Source organism: Sorangium sp. So ce590 (assembly GCF_051521365.1).
GTDB lineage: Bacteria > Myxococcota_A > Polyangia > Polyangiales > Polyangiaceae > Sorangium.
The window spans coordinates 10,622,654-10,644,172 of sequence record NZ_CP150346.1; the positions used below are offsets into that span (position 1 = coordinate 10,622,654).

10 protein-coding genes and 1 tRNA gene are annotated in these 21,519 nt (G+C 73.1%); 5 read left to right on the forward strand and 6 right to left on the reverse strand.

Features of this window, described 5'->3' with window-relative positions; all coding sequences use genetic code 11:
• Positions 1-79: 79 nt before the first annotated feature.
• The 6 genes from WMF28_RS40425 to mxcH form a co-directional block, all read right to left on the reverse strand.
• Positions 80-166: transfer RNA gene (locus WMF28_RS40425), tRNA-Ser, on the reverse strand.
• Between the two features lie 422 nt (positions 167-588).
• A complete protein-coding gene (locus WMF28_RS40430; RefSeq protein WP_437599048.1) occupies positions 589-867 on the reverse strand; it encodes a hypothetical protein in 279 nt (92 codons plus the stop codon).
• Positions 860-1,207 (reverse strand): hypothetical protein, encoded by a 348-nt coding sequence (locus WMF28_RS40435; RefSeq protein ID WP_437599049.1) that lies wholly within the window; start codon positions 1,205-1,207, stop codon positions 860-862. The genes WMF28_RS40430 and WMF28_RS40435 overlap by 8 nt, the downstream gene beginning before the upstream one ends.
• A complete protein-coding gene (locus tag WMF28_RS40440; RefSeq protein WP_437599050.1) occupies positions 1,200-2,807 on the reverse strand; it encodes a PepSY-associated TM helix domain-containing protein in 1,608 nt (535 codons plus the stop codon). The genes WMF28_RS40435 and WMF28_RS40440 overlap by 8 nt, the downstream gene beginning before the upstream one ends.
• 35 nt (positions 2,808-2,842) lie before the next feature.
• Positions 2,843-4,132 (reverse strand): hypothetical protein, encoded by a 1,290-nt coding sequence (locus WMF28_RS40445; protein ID WP_437599051.1) that lies wholly within the window; start codon positions 4,130-4,132, stop codon positions 2,843-2,845.
• A 19-nt stretch (positions 4,133-4,151) separates the two neighbouring features.
• Positions 4,152-6,788, reverse strand: coding sequence for a TonB-dependent siderophore myxochelin receptor MxcH (gene mxcH, locus WMF28_RS40450; protein WP_437599052.1), 2,637 nt, complete (start codon positions 6,786-6,788; stop codon positions 4,152-4,154).
• Positions 6,789-6,853: 65 nt separating this feature from the next.
• On the opposite strand from mxcH, the gene WMF28_RS40455 reads away from it, so the two are divergent.
• From WMF28_RS40455 to WMF28_RS40475, 5 genes are all read left to right on the forward strand, one after another.
• A complete protein-coding gene (locus WMF28_RS40455) occupies positions 6,854-7,051 on the forward strand; it encodes a hypothetical protein (RefSeq protein ID WP_437599054.1) in 198 nt (65 codons plus the stop codon).
• A gap of 106 nt (positions 7,052-7,157) precedes the next feature.
• Entirely contained in the window at positions 7,158-12,512 is a 5,355-nt protein-coding gene (locus WMF28_RS40460; RefSeq protein WP_437599055.1) for an amino acid adenylation domain-containing protein, read from the forward strand.
• Positions 12,509-17,311 carry a type I polyketide synthase gene (locus WMF28_RS40465; RefSeq protein ID WP_437599057.1) on the forward strand — a complete coding sequence of 1,601 codons (4,803 nt, stop codon included), beginning with the start codon at positions 12,509-12,511 and terminating at the stop codon, positions 17,309-17,311. The genes WMF28_RS40460 and WMF28_RS40465 overlap by 4 nt, the downstream gene beginning before the upstream one ends.
• Entirely contained in the window at positions 17,311-19,128 is a 1,818-nt protein-coding gene (locus WMF28_RS40470) for a cyclic peptide export ABC transporter (RefSeq protein WP_437599058.1), read from the forward strand. Before WMF28_RS40465 ends, WMF28_RS40470 begins: the two co-directional genes overlap by 1 nt.
• A complete protein-coding gene (locus WMF28_RS40475; RefSeq protein WP_437599059.1) occupies positions 19,125-21,503 on the forward strand; it encodes a penicillin acylase family protein in 2,379 nt (792 codons plus the stop codon). The genes WMF28_RS40470 and WMF28_RS40475 overlap by 4 nt, the downstream gene beginning before the upstream one ends.
• Positions 21,504-21,519 lie beyond the last annotated feature (16 nt).

A 21,519-nucleotide genomic window follows, 5' to 3' on the forward strand; every position in this document is an offset into this window, starting at 1 on the left:
GGCATCCGCCGCCGGTGAGTCGTCCGCACGCGAAGCTCAGGCCGCCTCACAACGGGCGTAGCGCTGAGCGGGATCGCGGCGGAGAGGGCGGGATTCGAACCCGCGGATCAGTTTCCCGATCGCACGCTTAGCAAGCGTGTGCCTTCAGCCACTCGGCCACCTCTCCTGGTCTCCAGGAGGATCCGCCCGGCCAGCGCTCAGCGCAGGGCCCAGTGCGGACCTCGAAGCTTCGACAGTAAAAAGAACGTTGACTCGACAGACGCTCGGCGCGGGCCGTCGAGGGAGCGGCAACATACCAAAGAGCCTGTCGCCGTGCACAGAAGATCGTGCTGGGAAGCGTCGGCGGCGACCGATACCTCCAGGGGACGGGACGGCGGCCCGGCACGGCGAGCTGCCGGGCTCGACCCGAGGTCCTCGGGCCAGCCAGGTGAGGAGGGGGGCCGCACCTGCCCAGGGAGCTCGCCATGCAGCTCAACTACATGATATTACTTGTATTTTTACCAATTTTCCCGCCTTTCGACCGAGCCCGACCACCCACCGGCCGGAGCGGAGCAGGCGTCCGCCCGGCGGCTGCGCCCGCCGTCAAGGTCATTGCGGCACGCCGTAGGTCAGGACGAACAGCACGGCGCTGAGCGCCGCGCAGACCCCCCACGCCCGGGTCGCGCTGCGCGCCAGGAAGGCACCGCACATCGCCGTCACCCAGAGCGGCACAACGAGCGCGAAGCCGAGGACGCCCGGCGTGTCCCCGGGGAGCGGCGCAAACCGCGCAACGCACGCGCTCGCCAGGATGGCGACCGGGAGCGTCCCGACCAGCGCCGCCAGCTGGCGCAGGGTGGCGTCGCGCCGGGCGAGCCGGTCGCTAGCCATGACACGCTCCTGCGAACGACAGCGCGGCGACCGCGGGAGGGCACAGGAGCGCAAGGCCCCACGCGGCGCGCGGCCACAGGGGCGCGAGCAGGACGAACAGGCTCGCGGCGCAGAGGAGCGCGGCAAAGGGGACGAGGTACGCCGCGGGGCCGGCCTCGATCCGGCGCCACAGCCCCACCGACAGCGAGAAGGAGACGGCGGCCAGGACGCGGGCCGCGATGCGCCATGCGCGCCTCCCGCGCAGCCGCGACGCGATGCCGAACGGAACGCGCTCCGGCCGCGCCGCGTGGAGCAAGGCGAAGGCGAGATACGCCGCGAGCAGCGACGCGATCTCAACCATGGGACGCCGTCTGGCCCCTGGCCATGAGCCCCGCCCCGCCATGGGCCAGCGACGCCCGCGGCTCGTCCTGCGTCGCCTGCCGGGGCGCCGCGCGCCGCGAGGCCGCCCGGCGAAGCGCCCAGGCCGAGGCGCAGAGCGCCGCAGCCACCAGGAGGAGCGCGACGTCGACCGCGACGACCGCCCCGAGCTTCGGCCCCGCGCCGAAGAGCCCCGCGCCCGACCAGCGCGCCGCGAGCGCGGGGACAGGCAGCAGCAGGAGCCCCGCGAGCCCGATCTGCCGCCACCAGAGGCGCCCGCCGTCGCGCGCGGCGAGCGCCCACGTGATGCAGAGCCCGAGCGCCGCGAGGAACGTGAGCTCCTCGGCCGCCATGCGGCCCGCCCAGTCGAGCGGGAGCGCCCGGCTCGCCAGGAAGAGCGCCGCGATCGCGACGAGGGTCCCCGCGCCGAAGCCCACGGTGAGCCGCGCGAGGAGGCGGTTGCCCAGGCTCTCGCGTCGCGCCTCCCGTCGCGCGAGCCAGATCCAGTTGCCGGTGAGGATCGTGGCGCACGTCGCCACGGAGAGCACGAGGAACAGGATGCGCAGGGCGACGCCGCCGAAATCGGCGTAGTGAAGGCCGTAGATCCAGCGAATCACGTCGCTGCGAGCGCCCTCGGCGCCCGGCATGTCGAGGGAGAGGACCGCGCCGTCGGTCGCCCGCAGGCGCACGATGCCGCTCCCGAACGGAACCCCCTCGACCGGCCCGCGGAGTTCGACCGTCCCGCTATCGAGGCCGTGATGCCGGATACGGTACCTCTCGGGCACGAACCGGGGCTCCGCCGCGCGCGCGCGCGCCGTGAGCTCGTCCAGGGTGAGGCCGCGCGCGGGCGCCCCTGGCGCCGGCTCGTCCACGTACGACGCCCCCCAGGCCACCCGGTCCGCCCGCGCGGCGTCCCCGCCGAACACGGGACCCGTGAACACCTGCACGAGCACCCCCAGGAAAATGAAGAACGCGCCTGTGTACGCGTACAGGACCTGAAACGGCAGCCCTATCACGCCGAGCACCTTGTGCATGTCCGACCACAGGACACGGCGCGTCTTGTCCGGCCGGAACCGATGAAACTGCCGGACGATGTCCTTCAGGTGGATGAGCACGCCGGTCGCCAGCGCGAGCAGGAGCGCGACGCACAGGATACCGGCCACATAGAACAGCCACATGCCGGTCGCTCGATGCCAGAGGTAGTGCAGGTCGTAGAGGAAGTCGGACAGCCGCTCGCGCTCGGGCACGAGCCCCTCGTGGATCCACGACAGGACGCTCTCGCCCTGCGAGCGGTAGAGGATCCGCGCGGCGCCCAGTCCATCCTGCGGCAGATCGAGCCAGAGCTCCTCAGGCGTGGCGGGAGCGGCGGCGAGCCCCTGTTCGAGCGTGGCCTGGAGCCCCACCTGCTCGACGGACGAGCGCTGCTGGGTCAGGGGCTCCTCCCACACCGCGAGCTGCCTCCGGAAGAGCGTGATCCCCCCCGACAGGAACATGACGTAGAGCAAGAGCCCACCGATCACGCCGGCCCATGCGTGCACGTCCCAGAAGGTCGTGAAGGCATGGCGGGAGAGCTTCTTGGCCATGTCGGGGTCTCCTGTCTCGCGTGAGCGCGCGTCCTTTACCGTACCTTCGATACACCGTGCAGGAATCCCGGCACCGTCATGGCGCGCCTGGGGCCCCCCTCCGCCGTGAGCTCGATGAGCGTGCTCTCGGCGTAGTCGTCCGTCGTCTCGGTCCCGAAGACCCGGCCATCGACCTGGAACCAGAGGACGTCCGAGGTCATGGGGCTCAGCTCGTCGATCCGAGCCGCTTCACCCGTGGCGGTGTCCCAGCGCCACCACTGCCACACCTGCTGGCTCGTGAGATCCGAGGTCACGCTGTCGGCTTCGACCGTGGCGGCGCTCTCGTCGAACACCCGGAGGAAGATGCTGTCGCCGCCGCCCGGGATGGGCTCGCCGGCGATCGCGCCGTCGGTCAGCTCGCCCAGGGCCATGAGGTAGTCCTGGTCGAAGGCGTCCGCGTCCTCCTGCACACGCAGCGCGCACGGCTCGGTCGGCAGCCGCTCGAGCAGGTGGGCCGCCCCCGCGAGCGCCGAGCTCACGAAATACGCGTCCCCCGAGGCGGTCTCGACGGGCTGCGTGATCCCGCCGCAACGCTCGTCGACGTCGACCCGCACGAGGGTGTCCGTCTTCGTGTCGATCACGACGAGCCCCGTCTCCTCGAGGATCGTGTCGTTCTGCTCCCAGTCGAACCATCCGACCGAGAAGAGGAGGCTGTCCCCGCGCAGGATCGACCCGTAGCTGTACAGCGCCAGGTAGCCCTGGCGCGCGGTCTCCGGCAGCTCGATGGTCCCCTCGATCTTCATCGCAGTGGGGTTCAAGACGATGAGCTGTTCGTTGTGGCGGTCCGGATAGTACGCCTTCGTCGGAGAGACGAAGTACAGGGTGGGCCAGAGATCCTGCACGCCGAGGGGCCGCAGGCTGACGCTCGTTCCCCCCTCGAGCGCGCCTTGCTCGTCGAGCGTGTAGCGCGAGATCGTCGGCGCGTCGCCGCCGCCGATGGCGACCCAGTCGAGGTCCTCGAACCCGTAGAGCTTGGCCGAGCCCGGAACCTCGAGCGCCTGGGACAGGTCGATCTCCGTGCCTTGATCGAGCGACGGGACTACGTGGAAATAAGCCGTCGTCGAGGTGTCGTCCCAGACGCGTGTCCCCACCACGAACGCTGGCCCGCCCGCGCCCCCGCCGCCGCTCGGGTTCGGCTCTCCTCCACCACCGCCGCCGCTGCCGCTCGGGTTCGGCTCGTCGTCCCCGCAGCCGCTGTTGCCCAGCGCCACGACGAGCAGCCCGATCGCGAGGAGCGTGGTGCCCGCGCGCCTCGATGCCAGCGTGTTGTTCCAGATGACTCTCATCACTTCTCCTGACGATCCATCACATCTCCAGCATGGCCTTGGAAAAGAAAGCCCGTCCGGGCCGCTGGACACCGTAGAAATCGAAGGCGGGCTCGTCGGTGAGGTTGTGGGCTTCGACGGTGAAGCTCAGGGTTCGCGGCGCGAGGCGCGCGACGTAGGTGAGCGCGAGCGAGTGCAGGAGCTGCGAGGGAACGCTCGCCTTGTCCTCGCGCCGCCCGTTGCGCTCCCAGCCGAGGAAGTACCCGTGCACGTAACGCGTGTCCCAGGTGAGCGCGAGCTCGTCGCGCGGCGCGGCGACCTCGCGGAGCTGCACGCGCGCCGACCCGTTGGCGAAGAGCCACGGCCGGTTCGGCATCCGCTGCCCCGCATAGCGGGCGAAGGTCCCTTCCTCGGCCGTGTTGCGGAGGTCATCGTACGTGACGTTGCCGTCGAGGACGACGTGCTCGCCAGGCGACGTCCAGCGAGCGGACGCCTCGACCCCCAGCGCCCGCGCCGAAAAGACGTTGTCGTACTGGGAGATCTTCCCGTTGCCGAGCAGCACGATGAGGTCCTCGGCCGCGCGGAGATAGCCGTTCGCCTCGAGCCGCCACGCGCCCGTCGCGCTGTCGGGGGCGTCGAACGTGACACCGATGTTCGCGTTGTGGCTCGCCTCGGGCAAGAGATCGAGCTTGGCGCGGATCAGCGCCCCGTCGCCGAACACCTCGTCGGGGCGCGGGAGCCGCCTCGCCCACTCGTAGGACGCCTTGGCATAGAGCCACTCGCCGAAGCGGTAGCGCAGGCCGTCGCCGACGCCGAGGCGATGGGTGTCGCGATCCCGCCGGCGGAAGCGGTCGGCGAGCCCCTGGACGCTCTCCTCCAGGCGCAAGAACTGCACATACTGCTTCACGAAGAGGACGTTCTCCAGGCGGTCGTCGAGCAGGTTGAGCTGGTGCTCGGCGCCGTGAACCCAGTTGACGAGCCCGCGATCGGCCGTGAGCGGGTCGCGGCCCTCGGGGTTCGCCTGCCTGCGCTCGTCTCCCGTGCGCGTGACGAACATCGGCGAGACGGAGAGCTGCAGCGCGTGCTCGGGGTGGGGCCGAAAGCGGAGGTTCAACCGTCCATAGCCGCTGTGCTCCCAGAACACCTGGTCCCGCGGCTTTGTGTCATCCTCGCCCGGCTTGCCGCCGGGGCTGCAGTGACCATACCAGTCGTAGGTGCACTCGCTGACATCGAGGAAGGTGGCGCGCCCGTACGCGTAACCGCCGATCGCCTCGATGGCGACGCCGCGGCCGAGCGGCTGCTCGTACCGGAGCGCCACACCCGTCGTGGTCTCGCCGTTCGTGACCTCGCCGTAAGGCACCTTCATGACGCCGAGCTTGTGCTGATGCTCCTTATCGTACGCCGTGAGAAAGGCGCGCAGGAGCAGCCGCCGCGCCCAGGACCGGTTCACGAAGCCGAGCTCGACGCCTCCGCCCGCCGCCCGATAGGCATCATGGAAGCGGTAGACGCGGGCCGGGTGCTCGACGAAATCGGAGTCCGGCACGTCGACCGTCACGGGATAGTCGTTCCGCGCGTAGTCGAGGAAGCCGCTCACGCGGGCAAGGAAGCCGCTCGGCTCGTGCAGGTGGCGCGCCGTGGCGGCGAGCCGATGGGTGTCGAAGGACCCGACCTCGTAGGACGCGGCGCCGTGGGTGCCGCGCACGTCCTGGTCGGTGACCAGGTTGACGGCGCCGCCCAGCGCGTCAGCGCCGAGGCGCACCGGGACCACGCCGCGGTAGATCTCGACGCGGTCGATCAAATTGACAGGCACGTTCGCGATGCCGAACGGGAACCCGGCGAAATCGAGCGGCACGCCGTCGACAAAGAAGCGAATCTGGTCGTTCGAGAGGCCGTTGAGCGAGAAGCGCGTCGAGGACCCGAGGCCGCCGCTGCGCCGCACGCCGACGCCCTCGGTGCGGGCGAGCACCTCACCCATGTCGGCGGTCCTCTGCTTCGCCTGCCCGGTCTCGATGACCTTGATCGCCTGCGCGGACTGCCGGAGGCGCTCGGCCATGGCACCGCCGCGCACGGTCACCTCGACGGGCACAGCGTCCTTCGCCTGGCCGGGCCTCGCGGCCGGCGCGGGACGGGGCCCTCCCGTGCGCGTGGCCGCGACCCCGGTGCCCCCCTCCGCCGAGGAAGAGGGCTCGGCCGGGGACTCCTCGGGGGGACGAAACTCGTAGGCGTAGAGGATCCGTGAAGCGACCGGCGTGCCGCCCCGGCGCGCCGGCGTGAAGCGGAACCGGAGCGCCGCGGCCCTGGCCGCCTCGTCGAAGCCGCGGCCCATCGGCTCCACGACCTCGGCCTCGGCCACGCGCCCCGCCGCATCGATCAGGAGCTTCAGCACGACCCTGCCCTCCTGTCGTGCCGCCCGAGCCTCCGGCGGGACCTCGGCCTCGGCGCCCCCGACGAGCTGCGGCGGCTCGATCCGCCCGTCCCCCGCGCCAAACGGCGAGCGCTCGTCCACCGCCGCGCCGACAGCAGGCGCGCGCGCGCTCGCCCCACCGTCGCCCTCCACGCGTCCAGGGCCGTCCGGCACCCCGCCCTCCTGAGCGCGCGCCGGCGCAGGCACGCCCGGCAGCAGGAAGACCATCACGCCTGCAAGGAAGCCTCGAAGAACGAGAGAACGTCGCGTCACCGCATCAACCTTCGGCCTCGAGCGCGCTGCGGTGCGTCGGGGGTGGAGGAACCGGGCAGGCATCCATGGCCGTGATCTCTGCGGTACCCGAACTGAAAACCCAAATCAATTTCATCTTCACCGTAGAACCGCCGTTCAGAGCGTTTTTTCTTGACGGACCCCGGATCGGTGTTCCATACAACCGCCGCCAAGAAATTAATAATCGTTTTCATTTTCAACAACAAGACGACAGGTGCGTGATGCGGCCGCGGCACCAGGCCTGACGGCCCGCGCTCATAACACGACGCGTCATGAGCGCGGGCCACCAGGCCTGGTGAGCGAGCCTACCTCGCTGTCGGGCTTTCTTTTCGGTCTGGAGCTGAGGTGGCGATGGAGTCGAACCGATCCCATGGGCGTGCGATCAGCGATCGCGGCGCGGCCGAGCCCGCGACGCTTGTCGCGCTGCTCCGGCGTCGCGCGGAGCAGCGCCCGTCCGCGCACGCCTATACCTTCCTGCTCGACGGGGAGACGGACGCTCGCGCGATGACGTACGGCGCGCTGGATCGGCGGGCGCGCGCGCTGGCCGCGGAGCTCCAGACCGGCGCGCAGGCGGGGGAGCGCGCGCTGCTCCTGGTGCCGCCAGGGCTCGACTTCATCGCCGCCTTCTTCGGCTGCCTCTACGCGGGGCTCATCGCGGTGCCGGTCCCGCTGCCCCAGCGGAAGAGCGGGCTGCTCCGCGTGCTGGCCATCGTGCGCGACTGCCGCCCGAGCGTCGTGCTCACCACCGAGGCGTTCCTCGGCGCCGTGGCGATGCTCCGCGACGATCCGAGCCTCGCCGAGCTGAGCCACCTGCGCTGCATGGCCGTCGACACGGTCCGGGACGGCCAGGAAGACGCCTGGCGAGCGCCGCGCGTGACGGCCGAGACCGTGGCGTTCCTCCAGTACACCTCGGGCTCGACCGGGACGCCCAAGGGCGTGGTGCTCACGCACGGCAACCTGCTGCGCAACGAGCTCCTGATCCAGCGCGCGTTCGCGCACACCGAGGAGAGCGTGATCGTCGGGTGGCTGCCGCCGCACCACGACATGGGGCTCATCGGCAACATCCTGCAGCCGCTCTACGTGGGCGCGCCGTGCATCCAGCTCTCGCCCGAGCAGTTCCTGATGCGGCCGCGGCGCTGGCTCGACGCGATCTCGCGCTACCGGGCCACGACGAGCGGCGGACCGAACTTCGCGTACGAGCTGTGCCTCCGCAAGATCCCCCCGGATCAGCGGGGAGGGCTCGACCTCGGATCATGGAAGGTGGCCTTCAACGGGGCCGAGCCGATCCGGGCAGCGACGCTCGACCGCTTCGCCGAGGCGTTCGCGCCGGCCGGGTTCCGGCGCGCCGCGTTCTATCCCTGCTACGGGCTGGCCGAGGCGACGCTGCTCGTCAGCGGCGGAGCGGCGGACGCGCCGCCGGTCGTGCGCGCGGTCGACCGCGCCGCGCTGGAGCAGGGGCGCGCCGTGCTCGATCCGCGCGATCCGCAAGCCGGTCTCACCCTGGTGGGCTGCGGGGGCTCGCCGGCCGACGACGCGGTGCTGATCGTCGATCCCGAGGCGCACCGGCCCTGCGAGGGCGAGCGGGTCGGGGAGATCTGGGTGGCCGGTGCGAGCGTGGCCCAGGGCTACTGGGAGCGGCCGGAGGACACGACAGCGACGTTCGAAGCGCGGCTGTCCACGGGAGAAGGGCCGTTCCTGCGGACCGGCGATCTCGGGTTCCTCTCGCGCGGCGAGCTCTACGTGACCGGCCGGCTCAAGGACTTGATCATCGTCCGCGGGCGCAACCTCTACCCGCAGGACATCGAGCTCACCGCCGAGGGGAGCCATCCGGGCCTCCGCGCCGGCGGCGGCGCGGCGTTCTCCGTGGACGTGGACGGCGAGGAGCGCGTCGTCATCGTCCAGGAGCTCGGACGGCGCGCCTCGACGGCGACGGATCCGGCGGAGCTCGGCGCGGCGATCCAGGGCGCGGTGGCCGATCGGCACGAGGTCGCGGTCCACGCGGTCGTGCTCATCAAGCCGGGGAGCCTGCCGCGGACGACGAGCGGCAAGGTGCAACGGAGGGCGTGCCGCGGCCGGTTCCTGGACGGCTCCCTGGACGCCGTCTGGCGATCGACGCTCGACGCGCCGGCGGGCGCCGAGGCCGAGATCGCCGAGCCGCCGCTGACCGCGCTGGAGACCACGCTGGCAGACATCTGGGCCGAGGTGCTGGGACGCGCGCGGGTCGGCCGGTGCGAGGAGTTCCTGAGCCTGGGCGGCGATTCGCTGCGGGCCATGCAGGTGAGCGGCCGGGTGAGCGAGGCCCTGGGCATCGACGTGGGGCCGGCGCAGCTCTTCGAGTCGACGACGGTCGCCGCGCTGGCGGCCTGGATCGAGGCCAGGCAGGGCGCCGCGCCCGCGGGCGGATCGACGGCCGGCGCCGCGCCGCTCACGCCGGGTGACCGGCCGGAGCGACTGCCGCTGTCCCTCGTGCAAGAGCGCCTGTGGTTCCTCGAGCACCTGGTCGCCGGGGCGCCCGTCTACCATATCGCGGCGGCCCTGCGGCTCTCCGGTGCCCTCGATACGAGCGCCCTGGAGCAGGCGGTGACCGCGCTCGCGGCCCGCCACGAGGCGCTGCGCACGAGCTTTCCGTCGGTCGCAGGGCAGCCCGTCCAGAGGATCGCGCTGCCCGGGAAGGTCGCGCTGCCGATCAACGACCTGAGCGCGCTCGCCGAGGAGGACCGGGAGCCGGCGCTGCAAGCGCTCCTTCGCGAGGAGGCGCGGCGCGCGTTCGACCTCGCCGAGGCGCCGCCCGTGCGCTGGACGCTCGTCCGCGAGGGCGAGCGCGAGCACGCGCTGGCGCTCACCTGCCATCACCTGATCGCGGACGGCTGGTCGATGAACGTGCTCCTGCGGGAGCTGTCGGCGCTGTACGGCGCCCTCTCGGCGGGGCGCTCTCCGGAGCTCACGCCGCTCCCGGTCCAGCCAGCGGATCACGCGCTGTGGCAGCGCCGGGCGGAGCAGGGGGCGACGCGCGAACGGGAGCTCTCGTACTGGCGCGAACGGCTGAAGGGACCTGTGCCGCCCCTCGAGCTCCCCACGGATCGACCGCGGCCCTCGGTCCAGACCTACGCGGGCGCGCGCGAGGAGCTCGCGCTGCCGCCGGAGCTCGTGGCGCGGCTGACCACCCTCGGGCGGCGGGCGGGCGCGACCCTGTTCACGACGGTGGCAGCAGGGCTGTTCGCGCTGCTGCACCGGTACACGGGCCAGAGCGATGTCTGCATCGGCACGCCGGTCGCCGCGCGGCCGCGGGCGGCCCTGGAGGGCGTCGTCGGGTGCTTCCTTAACACGCTGGCGCTGCGCGTCGACCTGACCGGGAATCCGCGCGTCGCGGAGCTCATCGCCCGCGTCCGGGCGGCGGTCACCGAGGGGCAAGCGCACCAGGAGGCGCCGTTCGAGCGGGTGCTGGAGGCGCTGTCCCTCGAGCGGAGCCTCAGCCACACACCGCTGTTCAACGTGATGCTCGCCATGGATCCGGCGCCCGAGCAGGCGGCGGAGATCCCCGGCCTGTCGATCGGCGCGCAGCGGGTGGACACGGGGACAGCCCAGTTCGATCTGGCGCTCAACCTGACCCCGGACGGCCAGGGAGCGCGCGGCGCCTGGGAATACAACACCGACCTCTTCGACAGGACCACGGTGGCGCGCATGGCGCGGCACCTCGTCGCGATCCTCGAGGGCTTCGTCGCCGCGCCGGAGGCCCGGCTGTCCGATCTGCCGATGATGGATGCGGACGAGCAAAGGCAGATCGTGGCCGGCTGGAACGCGACCGAGCGGGCGTATCCGGACGAGCGGCTCGTGCACGAGCTGTTCGAGGCGCAGGCCGAGCGGACGCCCGACGCGGTGGCTGTCCTCTTCGGCGAGCGGCGGCTGAGCTATCGAGAGCTCGACGCGCGCGCCAACCGAGTGGCCCACGCCCTGCGGCGCCGCGGCGTCGGGCCCGATGTGCTCGTGGCCATCGCCGCAGAGCGCTCGGTCGAGCTGGTCGTCGGGCTGCTCGGCATCCTCAAGGCCGGCGGCGCCTACGTGCCCATCGACCCGGATTACCCCGCCGACCGCATCGCCTTCATGCTCGACGACGCCGCCGCCGCCGTCCTGCTCAGCCAGTGGCCCGTCGCCTCGCGCCTCCCGGCCCACCGCGCAGAGGTGCTCTGCCTCGACGCCGATCGCGCCCAGATCGACCGAGAGCCCGCCGCCAAACCCGCCGTGACGCTCTCGCCCGACAACCTCGCTTACACCATCTACACCTCGGGCTCGACCGGGCGGCCCAAGGGCGCAGGCAACAGCCACCGCGGCCTGCTCAACCGGCTGCAGTGGATGCAGGAGCGCTTCGGGCTCACCGCCGAAGATCGGGTGTTGCAAAAGACGCCCTTCAGCTTCGATGTCTCGGTCTGGGAGCTCTTCTGGCCCTTGATGACCGGCGCGGGACTCGTCGTCGCGAGGCCCGGCGATCACCGCGACGGCGAGCGGCTCATCGACCTCATCACCCGCCACGCCGTCACCACCCTGCACTTCGTCCCGCCCATGCTCCAGGCCTTCCTGGAGACGCCCGGCGCCGCCTCGTGCAGGTCGCTGCGCCGGGTCGTCTGCAGCGGTGAGGCGCTGCCGGCCGAGCTCGCGCGCAGGTGCTTCGAGCGGCTGCCGGACGCCGAGCTGCACAATCTGTACGGGCCCACGGAGGCGTCCATCGATGTCACCGCCTGGGCCTGCCAGCCACACGACACATCCGCCTCGGTGCCCATCGGGACCCCCATCGCCAACACCCAGATCTACCTGCTCGACCGCCACGGTCAGCCGGTCCCGGTGGGCGTGGCCGGAGAGCTGTACATCGGCGGCGTCGGGCTCGCGCGCGGCTATCACCAGAGGCCCGCCCTCACCGCCGAGCGCTTCGTGCCCGATCCGTTCGGCGCCGCGCCCGGAGGGCGGCTGTACCGCACCGGGGATCTCGCTCGACACAGGCCCGACGGGGCCGTCGAGTTCCTCGGGCGCCTCGACCACCAGGTCAAGATCCGCGGGCTGCGCGTCGAGCTCGGCGAGATCGAGGCGCGCCTGCTCCAGCACCCCGGCGTCGGCGAGGCCGTCGTCCTCGCCCGCGACACAGCGCACGGAGGCAAGCGCCTCGTCGCCTACGTCGCCGGCCAGGGCGGCGCCGCGCCGGAGCCGGCGTCGCTGCGGGACTTTCTCGCCGACGCGCTCCCGGCCTACATGGTGCCAGCGCCCATCCTCGTGCTGGAGCGGCTGCCGCTGTCGCCGAACGGCAAGGTCGACCGCCGCGCGCTCCCCGCGCCCGAGCTGGTCGACGCGCCGGCCAGGGTCACGACGCCGCCACGAACCGACCTCGAGCGCGCCATCGCGGCGATCTGGAGAGACGTCCTCTCGGCCCCGCAGGTCGGCGTTGACGACAACTTCTTCGATCTGGGCGGACACTCGCTCTCGCTGGCCAAGGTCCACAGCCGCCTGCGCGAGGAGCTCGGCCGCGCGCTGCCGATGCTCGTCCTGTTTCAACACCCCACCATCGCGTCGCTCGCAGCGGCCTTGAGCCAGGAAGCCAGCGAGCCGGCGCCCGAGGAGGGAGAGCGGAGCGCCGAGCGGGCGAGCGCCGGACAGCAGCGGCGCGGGGAGATCTTCGCGCGACGGCGCGGCGGGCGCGGCGAGCAGGAGACAAAGAAGTGACACCGAGCAGCGGCGAATCCCGCACGGGCCTGGAGCTCGCGATCATCGGCATGGCCGGGCGGTTCCCGGGCGCGCGAGACGTGGCGGCGTTCTGGCAAAACCTCTGCGCAGGCGTCGAGTCCGTCTCGCTCCTCACCGACGAGGAGCTCCTCGCCGCGGGCGTGGACCCGGCGCAGATCGCGCGGCCCGACTACGTGCGGGCGCGCGCGGTGCTCGGCGACATCGACCTGTTCGACGCCGAGCTCTTCGGGTTCACGCCGCGCGAGGCCGCCGCGCTGGACCCGCAGCACCGGCTGTTCCTGGAGTGCGCGTGGGAGGCGTTCGAGAACGCCGGGATCGACCCGGAGCGCGCGCGCGGGCCGGTCGGCGTCTACGCCGGATCGAGCCTGAGCGGGTACCTGGCCCACCTCTTCCCCGACGGGCCGCGGCTGCAGTCGGCGGCCGACGTCGCGGCGCTCCTCGCGCTCGACAAGGACTTCCTGACGACCCGCGTGTCGTACAAGCTGAACCTGCAGGGGCCGAGCATCGCGGTGCAGACGGCCTGCTCCACGTCGCTCGTCGCCGTGCACCTGGCCTGCCAGGGGCTGCTCACCGGCGAGTGCGATCTCGCGCTGGCCGGCGGCGTCTCGATCGGCGTCCCGCAGAAGGTCGGGTACCTCTACCAGGAAGGCGCGATCGCGTCGCCCGACGGCCACTGCCGCGCCTTCGACGCGGAGGCCCGCGGCACCGTCGGCGGCAGCGGCGTGGGCGTGGTCCTCCTCAAGCGGCTCGACGACGCGATCGCCGATCGGGACGCGATCGTCGCGGTGATCAAGGGGTCCGCCGTCAACAACGACGGCCGGGCCAAGGTCGGCTACACCGCGCCGCGCGTCGAGGGCCAGGCCGGCGTGATCCGCGCCGCCCACACGGCCGCGGGCGTCGAGGCGGACTCCATCGCCTACGTGGAGGGGCACGGCACCGGGACGCCGCTCGGCGATCCGATCGAGATCGCCGCGCTGACCCAGGCCTTCCGGGCCACGACCGACCGGAGAGGGTTCTGCGCGATCGGCTCGGTGAAGAGCAACGTCGGGCACCTGGACGCGGCCGCGGGCGTGACCGGGCTGATCAAGGCGGCGCTCACCGTGGCGCACGGGCGCATCCCGCCCAGCCTGCACTTCCGCGCCCCCAACCCCGCGCTCGACCTCGAGAACAGCCCGTTCTACGTGGCCGCCGAGCTCACGGCGTGGACGCCCACGGTCGCGCCGCGCCGCGCCGGGGTGAGCGCCTTCGGGCTCGGCGGGACCAACGCGCACGTCGTCCTCGAGCAGGCGCCGCCCCGGCCGGAGGCGGACCCGCCGCGGCCGTGCGAGCTCCTCGTGCTGTCAGCCCGGTCGAGCGCGTCGCTCGAGCGCCTGACCGACGCGCTCGCGGAGCACGTGGCGACGCACGCAGACCTCGAGCTCGGCGACGTCGCGCACACGCAGCAGCTCGGGCGCCGGGCCTTCGCCCACCGCCGCGCGGTCGTGTGCCGCTCGCGGGAGGAGGCGGCGCGGGCGCTCCGCGATCGCAGCGGCGCGCTGCACACGGGCGAGGCCGTGGCCGGGCCGCGGCCGGTCGCGTTCCTGTTCCCCGGGCAGGGCACCCACCGAGCGAACATGGGGCGCGATCCGTACGAGACCGAGCCGGTGTTCAGGGCCGAGGTCGACGCCTGCGCGTGGCGGCTCGAGCGCCACCTGGGCACGGACATCCGGGGGCTGCTGTTCCCCGCGCCCGCGGAGCTCGAGGACGCCACGGAGCGCCTCGACCGCACGTCGATGACGCAGCCGGCCCTCTTCGTCGTCGAGTACGCGCTCGCGCGGCTGTGGATGGCCTGGGGCCTGACCCCGGACGCGATGCTGGGGCACAGCGTGGGCGAGTACGTGGCGGCGTGCGTGGCCGGGTGCCTGTCGCTCGACGACGCCCTCTCGCTGGTCGCGGCGCGGGGGCGGCTGATGGAGGCGACGCCGGACGGGGCGATGCTCGCTGTGTCGGCGTCCGAGGCCGAGGTGGCGGGCTGGGTCGGCGACGAGGTCGCGCTGGCCGCCGTCAACGGGCCGCGGCAGTGCGTGCTGTCGGGCCGGGCGGCGGCGATCCAGCGGGTCGAGCGCGAGGCGGCGGGCCGCGGGATCGAGGTCCGCCGGCTGCGCACGTCGCGCGCGTTCCACTCCCACCTGATGGAGGGCGCCCTCGCCGGGTTCGGCGAGGCGGTGGGCAGGGTGACGCTGCGCGCGCCGCGGATCCCGTGGGTCTCGAACGTGACCGGGACCTGGATCAGCGCGGCCGAGGCGCAGGACCCGGGCTACTGGGTGCGGCACCTGCGGAGCACGGTCCGCTTCGCGGAGGGCGTGGCGGCCTTGCGGGAGCAGCCGGAGCGGATTTTTCTAGAGGTCGGGCCGGGGCAGACGCTCACGGCGCTGGGACGGCAGCTCGCGGCGGGGTCGCTGGCGCTGGCGTCGCTGCCCGCGGTCCGCGAACCGGGAGCGGCGGGCGCGGCGCTGCTCGACACGGTCGGGCAGCTCTGGGTGGCCGGCGCTCCGGTGAACTGGGCCGGCCTGCAGGCGGGACGGCGCCGACGGCGCGTGGCGCTGCCGGCAACCCCGTTCGAGCGAAAACGGTACTGGCTGGACCGCCCCGAGACGACGGGGCGAGGGGTCGGGCCAACCTCAACCTCGGTCGGGCCAACCTCAACCCCGGTCGGCTCGACCTCAACCCCGGTCGGCTCAACCCCGGTCGGCTCAACCTCAACCTCGGTCGGCTCAACCCCGGTCGGCTCAACCTCAACCTCGGTCGGCTCAACCCCGGTCGGCTCAACCTCGGTCGGGCCAACCTCAACCCGGACGTCTGATCTGGGCGGATTTTTCTATGTACCCTCGTGGAAGCGCGCCCCGCTGGAACCGCTTCCGCCCGGAGGCGACGAGGCGCACTGGGTCGTCTTCGCGGACCAGGTGGAGATCGGCCTCCGGATCGTGGAGCGGCTGGAACGCGCCGGCCGGCGGGTCACCCGGGTCAGGAGCGGCGAGCGCTTCGAACGCCTGACCGAGCACGCCTTCACGCTTCGCCCGGATCAGCCCGAGGACTACGCCGCGCTGGCCCGGGAGCTCGGTACGAGCGCAGGGCGGCCCGCGCGGATCGTGCACGCCTTCAGCCTCGACGGCGCGCGCGACGCGCAGCTCGACCCCGGCGCGCTCCAGGATGCGCAGCGCCGGGGCTCGATGAGCCTGCTCTGGCTCGCGCGGACGCTGGGCAAGCTGCCGGGAGGCGCCCACCTGGTCGCGCTCGCCAGCGGCCTGCACGACCTGACCGGACGAGAAACCCTGCGCCCGGAGCACGCCACGCTGCTCGGGATCTGCCGGAGCATCCCGCTGGAGTACCCGCTCGTCCGCTGCCGCATGATCGACCTCGAGGCCGCCCGCCCAGACGCCGCGGAGGTCGATGGGGTCGTCGAGCGGATCCTCGCGGAGGCGCGATCCGACGCCGACGCCCCCGTCGTCTCGTACCGCGGGCCCCACCGCTGGATACCCACCGTCGAGCAGGTCCCGCTGAAGGCGGCGCAGGGAACGCCCCCCCTGCTGCGAGAGCGCGGCGTCTACCTCATCACCGGCGGGCTGGGCGGCGTCGGGCTATGGCTCGCGGACTACCTCGCCCGCACCACGCGCGCACGGCTGATCCTCACGAGCCGCTCGGCTCCCACCGACGAGCAGCGCCTGCGGCTGCAGGCGCTCGAGCAGGCCGGCGCCGAGGTGGTGGCGCTGCGCGCCGACGTCACCGACGCGGCGCAGATGCGCGCCGCCGCGCGCGAGGCGATCGATCGGTTCGGCGCCCTGCACGGCGTGATCCACGCAGCCGGGGTCGCGGGCGGCGGGCTCATCGAGCGGCTGACGGCGGACGCGCTCGACGCGGAGCTGGCCCCGAAGGCGCTCGGCGCGCTCGCGCTCGACGAGATCGCGCGCTCCTTCCAGCCCGACTTCGTCCTGCTCTGCTCCTCGGTCACCGCGCTGAGCGGCGGCCTCGCGCGGGCAGGCTACGCGGCCGCCAACGCGTTCCTCGACGCGTTCGCGCAATCCTGCGCGCGCCGCGCAGGGCCGTACACGGTCTCCGTCAACCTCGATCGCTGGCGAAACGTCGGCATGGCGGCCCGCGCCGAAGCGCGCCTCCTCGCCCTGGGGCTCGACGACGTGATCCTCGACGGGATGAGCCCGGAGGAAGGGCAGCAGGTCTTCCACCGCGTCCTCAGCCAGGCGGCGCTGCCGCAGGTGATCGTCTCGGTCCGCCCGCTCCACGGCCTGCCCAGCGACGACGAGGGCGCCGCACTGGCCAGGCGGCTCGGCGCGGGCAACGCCGCCGCGGCCGACCGCAGCCGCGAGCCGCCCGGGCGCGCCGGAGCAGCGACCGCCAGCGCCGCCGAGCGCCCCTCGCCCGAGGCGGTGACGGCGCAGGTGACGGCGATCTGGGCGCGGGCGTTCGGCCTCGATCCCATCGACCCCGGGAAGGATTTCTTCGCGCTCGGCGGCGAGTCGCTCCTCGCCCTGCAGATCCTCAACCGCATCCGGGAGACGTTCCAGGTGGAGGTGCCGCTCCGCGAGTTCTTCGAGCGGCCGACGGTGGCCGCGCTCGCGGAGCGCGTCCACATGGCGCGAGGGCAAGCGCCCGCGAGCCCCGAGCCGGCGCTGATCGCGCTGCCCCGGACCGCGCGGCGGCGCCCAGGCGCCGAGGGCGCGCAGGCGCCGGCGCGCCCGGACGGCGAGCCGGTCCCCTCGAAGGAACCGAAGGAGAACGGGTGATGAGCGTGCTCGGCTTCCTCGTGCGCCGCGCCTTCCGGCCCCTCCTGCTCGCCATCGCCACAGGCGTGATCAGCGGGCTCTCCGGCGCCGGCATCATCGCGCTCGTCCAGGACGCGCTCTCCGCAGACGGCCGCCCCGCCGCGCAGCTGGCGTGGGCGTTCGCGGGGCTCGCCGTCCTCGGCGTGCTGAGCAAGGCCGTCTCCCAGGTGCTCCTGACCCGGCTGGGACAGGCCATGATCGCGGAGCTTCGCCTGCAGCTCAGCCGGCGCATCCTCGAAGCGCCGCTGCGCCGCGTCGAGCAGCTCGGCCCCCACCGGCTCCTGGCGGCGCTCAACGACGATCCGGCCGTCATCACGCAGGCGTACGTCGTCCTGCCCCTCCTGTGCGTCAACGTGGCCACCGTCCTCGGCTGCCTGGCCTATATCGGGCGGATCTCGTGGCCGGCGCTGGCGATCGTGCTCGGCGCCATGGGGATCGGCGCCGTGCTCTTCCGGGCGCACGACCGGCGCGCGATCCGCTCCTTCGCGCGCGCCCGCGAGACGAGCGACGCCCTGTTCCAGCACTTCCGCGGGCTGACGAGCGGGATCAAGGAGCTCAAGATGCACGGCGGGCGCGGGCGGGCGTTCCTCTACGACGCCCTCGGCGGCAGCCTCGCGACGTACCAGCGGGACTTCGTGGCGGGCACGACCGAGTTCTCCATCGCGATCGGCTGGGGCACGCTGCTCTTCTACGCCGTCCTCGGGCTCACGCTGTTCGCTCTCCCGGCCTGGGCAGGGCTGACGGCGCCGGCGATGTCCGGCGTGGTGCTGGCGATGCTCTTCCTGCTGACGCCGTTCGCGCAGACGGTCGAGCTCCTGCCAGCCGTCGGGCGGGCCAGCATCGCGCTCTCGAAGGTGAGCGAGCTCGGCCTCGCGCTGACGCCGGAGATCGAAGCACCGCAGGCGCCGCCGCGCGCGGAAGGCGCGGAGGGCGCGCGCGCAGCCTGGGAGCGCATCGAGCTCTGCGGCGTCACGCACCGTTATTACCGCGAGAAGGAAGACGGGAGCTTCCAGCTCGGGCCCATCGATCTGACCTTCAAGCCCGGCGAGATCGTGTACCTCGTGGGCGGCAACGGCAGCGGCAAGACGACGCTGTCCCTGCTGCTCCTCGGCCTCTACACGCCGGAGTCCGGCGAGATCCGGCTCGACGGCGTGCCCGTCGACGACGCGCGTCGCGAACCGTATCGACAGCTCTTCTCGGTCGTCTTCGCGGAATACTACCTCTTCGAGCAGCTGCTCGGCCTGAGCGGCCCCGGCGTCGACGAGCGCGCCCGACGCTACCTCGAGCGGCTGCAGCTCGATCACCGGGTGCGCGTCGAGGAGGGCGCCCTCCGCGTGAGCGGGCTGTCGCAGGGGCAGCGCAAGCGCCTCGCCCTGCTCACCGCCTACCTGGAGGACCGGCCGTTCTACGTCTTCGACGAGTGGGCTTCCGACCAGGACCCGCAGTTCCGGAAGATCTTCTACACGGAGCTCCTGCCGGAGCTCCGGGCGAGGGGCAAGACCGTCCTCGTGATCACGCACGACGACCAGTACTTCGCGCTCGCGGATCGCTGCCTGCGGCTCGACTTCGGCCGCCTGACCGAGCTGCCCGCGGCCCCCGCCATGACCGGCGTGGAGCCGCGAGCGGCGCGGGAAGCGCACGCCGCGAGCGCCCGCGTCGACGAGGGCGGCCGGGCCCGATCCGCGCAGGCTCTCCGCCTCCAGCTCGAGCAGCAGGCCGCGCTGGAGACGGGCGTCCGCGGTCACGAGGCCTTGAAGGCGACGGAGCACGAGGTATGAGGCGCAACGTCCGCTCACGCCTCCTCTCGGCGCTCATCCCGCTGGCGATCGCCGGCTGCGCGGAGGCCCCCCAGGGCGCCACCCGCGCCCCGGCGCCGCGCGCCGGCAGCGCGGTGACCGTGTCCGGCCTCGAGGACGCGGTGACGATCGCGTCCGATCGCCTGGGGATCCCCGCGATCCGCGCCGCCTCGCGGCAGGACGCCCTCCGGGCCCTCGGCTTCGTCACGGCGCGCGATCGGCTGTTCCAGCTGGACCTGCTCCGGCGGAGCAGCGGAGGACGGCTCGCGGAGGTCCTCGGGCGCGATCTGCTGGAGGCCGACACCCGGCAGCGGCTGTACGGCGTCCCGCAGGCCGCGGCGGCGATCCTGGCGCGCCTGCCCGGCAGCCAGCGCGCCGCGCTCGACGCGTACGCCGAGGGCGTCAACGCCTATCTCCGCGGCGCGGAGACGCTGCCTGTCGAGCTTCGCCAGCTGGGCTATCGGCCCGAGCCGTGGCGCCCCGAGGACAGCGTCCTCGTCGTGCTGGAGATGTTTCGAGCCCTCAGCGCGACCGAGGACGCGGAGCGGATGCACACGGTCCTGACACGCAGCCTCCCGAAGGGCGTGACGTCCTTCCTGCTCGAGGACACCGACCCTTACACGAAGGCGCTGCTCGGCGCGCAGGCGCCGGCGTCGCCGCCGCTGCCGGTCGAGGAGCTGCGGGCGCTCGTGGCGCAGAGCCGGAGGACGCGGGCGCCGAGCGCGGGCGTGCTCGGCGAGGACGCGGGCGAGGCGCCGGTCGGCTCGAACGGCTGGGCGGTGGCCGGCCAGAGGACGCGAGACGGCCGCGCCATCGTCGCGAACGACATGCACCTGGAGCTCGGCGTTCCCAACATCTGGTATCGCGCGGAGCTCCGTTATGGCGACAGCGAGCTCGCGGGCGTCGTGCTGCCCGGCGTGCCCGTCCTCATCGTGGGGACGAACCGCCATGTCGCCTGGGCCATGACCAACCTGATGGGCGACGTGATGGACCTCGTCCGGATCGAGGTCCACCCCGAGCGCCCCGACGCGTACCGGACGCCCTCCGGCTGGGAGCGGTTCGACGTCGCGCAGGAGACGATCAAGGTCCGCGGCGGGCCCGACACAACCGTCACGGTCCGCAGGACCATCTGGGGGCCTGTCGCGCCGCGGCCGCTCCTCGGAGGGCCGGTCGCGATCCGCTGGACAGCGCTCGATCCGGAGGGGGTCGACCTCGGGCTCCTCGAGATGGATCGGGCCCGGAGCGTCGACGAGGCGGCCGACGTGGTGAACGCCGCCGGCGGGCCCGGGTGCAACGTGCTGCTCGCGGATCGGCGCGGCCGCGTCGCGTGGACGGTGACCGGGCGCATGCCCCGGCGGCGCGGGCTCGACGGCGCGGTCAGCGTCTCCTGGGCGGACGGGCGCGCGGGCTGGGACGGTTACCTGCCCCCCGCGGCGCTGCCGCGCGTCGTGGATCCGCCGTCGGGGTTCGTCGTCAACGCCAACCACCGCATGCCGCTCGCCGAGGGCGCGCCGGTGCTCGGCCGCGATTACGCGCACGGCTACCGCGCCTACCGCATCACCGAACGCCTGCGCGAGGCGCGCCCTGTCGCCGAGGCGGACCTGCTGGCGGTGCAGCTCGATACGCGGGCCGAGCACTTCGGCTTCTACCGCGACCTCGCGCTGCGCGCGCTCGGCGAGGAGGCCGCGTCGAGGCGGCCTGCGCTCGCCGAGGCGCGGCGCGCGCTGACGGCGTGGGACGGCCGGGCGGACGCGTCCAGCGTCGGGCTGCCGCTCCTTTCGCGGTTCCGGCGCGCCCTGGCCGACGAGGTGTTCGCCGCGTGGCTCGCCCCGAGCCGCGCCGCGGAGCCGACCCTGGAGCTCGATCTGCCCGACATCGACACGCCCTTGCGGCGCGCGCTCGACGAGCGGTCGCCCGATCTCGTGCCGGCGCCGGAGGGCGGCTGGGACGCCTTCGTCCTCGCGGCGCTGGAGAGGGCCATGACGACGCTCCGGCAGGAGCACGGCGCACGGCCCCTCGATCAGCTCGAGTGGGGCGCGGTGAACCGGGTGCGGATCGCGCACCCGCTCGGCGCGAGCCCGGAGCTCGCCGCGCGCCTCAACATGCCCGACGAGCCGCTCCCGGGGTGCGGCTCCTGCGTGCGCCTGGCGAGCCGCAGGTTCGGCGCCAGCGAGCGGCTCGTCGTCTCGCCGGGGCACGAGACGGAGGGAATCCTGCACATGCCGGCCGGGCAATCCGGCGACCCGACGTCGCCCCACTACCGCGATCAGCAGCGCGCGTGGGTCGACGGGCGCCCGCTGCCGCTCCTGGCGGGCCCGGCCGCGCACACGCTCACGCTCGTTCCCGAGCGCCGATGACATCGAACACCACATC